The following is a 4,043-nucleotide window of genomic DNA, read 5'->3' as shown; positions in this document are numbered from 1 at the left end:
GACCACGACGGCGACGGGGGCCATGAGGGCCACGAGGGCCACGGGGGAGTCCGGCCGACTCCGCCGGCCGATCACATCGTCGTCGACCGGCCCGACCTCACGCCCACGCCGATCACCCCGCTGTCCGACCTGCGCGCGGGGGACCACGTCCGGTTCGGCACCAAGGCCGCCAACCTCGGTGAACTCACCCACCTGCTGCAGCACGGCTCTCCCCGCTGGCTCGGCTTCTACCAGGTGCCCCGGCCGCCCCGGGCCGACCTGCTGCGCTACCTGGCCCGGCAACTCGGCCTCCCGGAGGACGCGGACGGGGCCGAGCTGAACGCCGCCGCGCAGCTCCTGGTGAAGGAGTACGCCGAGGTGCCGCGCGGGATCGTGCTGCCGTTCTCCCTCCAGCAGCGCTTCCTCGACTCCTCGGCGGAGCTCCGGGACGCCGTCGACCGGCTGGACTCCCTTCTCCAGGAGGGAACTTCACCCCAGGAGGGGACTTCGCGCCAGGGCGGGACGTCACCCCGGGAGGGGACTTCGCGCCGGACGTCGCTCCACGCGGAGACGTCGCGGATCGAGGAACTCTGCCTCGACGTGCAGCGGCTGATCCGCGGCACCCCGCTGCCCGACCCGATCCGCGCCGAGGTCGACCGGGCGATCGACCGCCACCTGTACGGCGCCACCGTCCAGGTCGTCCGCAGCTCTTCCAACGCCGAGGACCTGTCCGGCTTCTCCGCCGCCGGACTCTACGAATCGGTGGCGCACGTCAGCGGCACGGGCGCGGTCCTCGACGCCGTCCGGGAGGTCTGGGCCTCGCTGTTCTCGCCGCGCGCGGTGCTGCTGCGGCGCCAGGCGGGCATCGCCCTGGACCACTGCCGGATGGGCGTGGTCGTCCAGGAGCAGGTCGGATCCACCGTCGGCGGCGTCCTGGTCACCTGCAACCCGCTCAGCCCGCAGGACTTCCGCGACGTCTACCTCAACATCTCGCCGCGCTCGGTGGCCGACGTGGTGACCGGTCGGGGCGCCCCGCTCCAGTACCTGTGCAACACCATGGAGGGCGGAAGCCGGACGGTCTCGCTGGGCACCGCCGCCACCGACCTGGATGCCGCGACCAAGGACCTCGTGCGCCGACTGGCCCTGATCAGCAGGCTGTTGCAGTCGCACTTCTCGCCCGACGAGACGTACGGGGCCCCGGTCGACATCGAGTGGGCGATCGAGGGCGACCGGGTCAGCCTGCTGCAGCTGCGCCCCTTCCGCACCGCCGGCTGACGCTGCCGGAGCGCCGCACCGCGCCGCACCGGCCAAGGCCCGGCGTGCCGCGGCCCGGCGTGTCATGAGCCGACGCGCCGCGGGCCGACCTGCCGCGGGCCGGTGCGGCGTGGCTCCGGCACGCCCGCCAACGATTGAACTTCCTTCAGGAGTAAGTACGTTGAACAAGATCCTGTACGTCTACGTCAAGGGCGGCGCCCCGCTGGAGTACGCCTTCCCGCGGATCGCCGCCTGCGGCGAGCTGCACGTCCTCGCACTCGCGCCGCTGCCCACGTCCGGGGAGGACGTGTGGCGGCCCAGCTGTACCAGCATCGAGCTGGTGCCCGAGGCGCCGCGCGGCGACGAACTGGTCGAGCTGATCGTGGAGTACGCGAAGGCCATCGGAGCCGACGCGCTGCTGACCCTCTCGGAGTTCGCGGTCCTGGCCGTCGCGCACGCCGCGAGCCGGCTCCACCTGGCCGGTCCGGGGGAGGGGATCGTCCGTGCCAGGGACAAGCGGCTGATGCGGGAGGCCTGGGCCGCCGCCGGGGTGCCGATACCCGCGTTCCGCCGGGTCGACAGCCTCGGGGACCTGACCTCCGCACTGGCCGAACTCGAAGCCCCGCTGCTGCTCAAGCCGGCCTGGGGTGCCGGGTCGGTCGCCCAGATCGTGCTGGACTCGGTCGAGGAGGCCGCCCCGGCATGGGCCGGGATCGAGAGCGGACTGCGGGCGGGCAGCCAGGTCGGCATGAACGAGCTGTACGCCGAGGACACCGACCGGGACCGCCTGGTCGAGACGATCGCCCAGGGCTCCACCGAGGGCTGGTACCAGGAGCCCGGCTACGGCGACTACGTGAGCGTGGAGGGGATCGTCGCGGACGGCGTCTACCGTCCGCTGGCCATGACCGCCAAGCTGCCGACCGTGCCGTCCTTCGTCGAGGTGGCCAGCACCTCGCCCTCCGTCCTGCCGGTGCCGCTGCAACGCCGGATCGAGGAGGTGTCGCGGCAGGCCGTCGACGCGCTCGGGCTGGAGAACTGCGGCACCCACACCGAGCTGAAGCTGATGAAGGACGGCGAGCTGGTGGTCATCGAGACCGCGGCCAGGTTCGGCGGCCTGCTGACGACCAGGCAGGTCCACGAGGTCTTCGGGCTCGACCCGATCGGCATGCTGGTCCGGCAGCTGCTCGGCGAGCGGGTGGACTACCCGGCGGCCATGCTCACCGACGGGGTCAGGGCCGCCGCGTCGCTGGCCGTCGTCCCGGCCGACGCGTCGGGAGCGCCCTGGCGGAGCAGCCCGGTCTGGAACCCGCAGGCCGTGGACTGGCAGAGCCTGCTCTCCCCGGGCAGCACCATCGAGGCCGTACCCGCCTTCGCGATGCCCGCGGGCCGGACGGTCCCCGCCTTCGACCCGTCCGCGGGGTCGCGCAACTGGCTCGGGGTCTACCTGCTGAGCGCCGTCGACGCCGCCACCCTGCAGCGCGACTGCAACGCCGTGCTGAACGGCATGGAAGCCGCCCTGCACCGGGCCGCCTCCTGAACCCCGCCACCTCCCTCATCCCCAACTCCCATCCCTCCGAGCGAGGTTCCTCCATGCGTGTACTGTTCGCCGGCGTACCCGGCATCGGCCACCTCTTCCCGCTGGTCCCGCTGGCCAGGGCGATGCACGAGCTCGGCCACGAGGTCGCGATGGCCTCGATGGACGGTGGCGAAGACGTCGCCGGGGCCGGTCTGCCGTACCTGCCCATCGCGCCGGGGCTCGACTGGCGCAAGGTGATCAGGGAGGCCGGCCGCACCCAGCGGCCCGACCTGATGCAGCGGGTGGTCGAGAGCAATTCGGCCGATCGCGAGGCGTTCGTCCCGCTGGCCGCCCTCGTCAACAACCGGGTGGCCGACGACGTGGTCGAGCTCGCCGCGCGGTGGCGGCCGGACCTGGTGGTGTACGACTACCAGTTCCCGGTGGCCCTGCTCGCGGCGACCCGCCTCGGCGTGCCCGCGGTCCAGCACGACCTCGGGTTCGTCCGCACCCCGAAGCTGCGCGCGCTGATGCTCGCGGAGATGGCGGACACCTTCGCCCGGCACGGAATCGACCGGCTGCCCGAGCCGGCGGAGGTCATCGACCTCGCGCCACCGAGCATGGCCGGGGACGAGCGGTACGGCTGCTCGATGCGGCCCGTCGCCTACAACGGCGAAGGCGACCTCCCCGCCGACCTGGCCGTGCCCGCCCACCGCCCGCGCGTGGCGGTGACGCTGGGCACCGTTCCGCCCAAGACGGACGGCCTGACCAGGATCGAGCGGGTGATCGAGGCGGCCGCCGACATCGACGCGGAGTTCGTGCTGGCGACCGGGGACCTCGACCTCAGCACGCTCGACACCCTGCCGGACAACGTCCGCGCCTACGGCTGGGTCCCGTGGCGGGCGCTGCTGGAGACCTGCGCGGCCGCCATCCACCACGGCGGCAGCAGCACCGCCCTCGGCGCACTGGACGCGGGCATCCCGCAGCTCGTCCTCCCCGACGGGTCCGACCGCTTCATCAACGCGGACGCGGTACGGGACCGGGGCGCCGGCCTCCGCGCCGCCGCCGAGGACATCGGCCCGGCCCTGCTCACCCGGCTGCTCACCGACACCGGGCTCAGCCGGGCCGCGCGAGAGGTCAGCGCCGAGATCGCGGCCATGCCGAGCCCGCCGGCAGTCGCGGAACGCCTCACCGGCCTCGCCGGAACCGCGGGCCTCACCGGCACGGCAAGTCTCACCGGCACCGCGGGCCTCGTCGGCACCGCGGGCTGAGGCAGCCGCCGGCCGTCGCGCACCCC

3 protein-coding genes are annotated in these 4,043 nt (G+C 73.5%); all 3 read left to right on the top strand.

The genetic code is table 11. The annotated features are described in order from the left end of the window. The coding region (locus tag ACIQOV_RS31020; RefSeq protein ID WP_401053955.1) for a PEP/pyruvate-binding domain-containing protein at window positions 1-1,254 on the top strand (1,254 nt) is incomplete at its 5' end. 160 nt (window positions 1,255-1,414) lie between these two features. After that, entirely contained in the window at window positions 1,415-2,770 is a 1,356-nt protein-coding gene (locus ACIQOV_RS31015) for an acetyl-CoA carboxylase biotin carboxylase subunit family protein (protein WP_401053954.1), read from the top strand. A gap of 53 nt (window positions 2,771-2,823) precedes the next feature. Beyond that, the gene (locus ACIQOV_RS31010) at window positions 2,824-4,017 is read left to right on the top strand and encodes a nucleotide disphospho-sugar-binding domain-containing protein (RefSeq protein WP_401053952.1); all 1,194 of its coding nucleotides are present in this window, start codon (window positions 2,824-2,826) and stop codon (window positions 4,015-4,017) included. Window positions 4,018-4,043 lie beyond the last annotated feature (26 nt).

This window comes from Kitasatospora sp. NPDC091257, assembly GCF_044757675.1.
GTDB classification, from domain to species: Bacteria; Actinomycetota; Actinomycetes; order Streptomycetales; family Streptomycetaceae; genus Kitasatospora; species Kitasatospora lactacystinica.
This window is presented reverse-complemented; position numbering and strand designations above follow the sequence as displayed.

What these genes read in the sequence shown, in the direction of transcription:
- ACIQOV_RS31010 (WP_401053952.1), top strand. Translation starts at nt 2,824, where the DNA reads ATGCGTGTACTGTTCGCCGGCGTACCCGGCATCGGCCACCTCTTCCCG.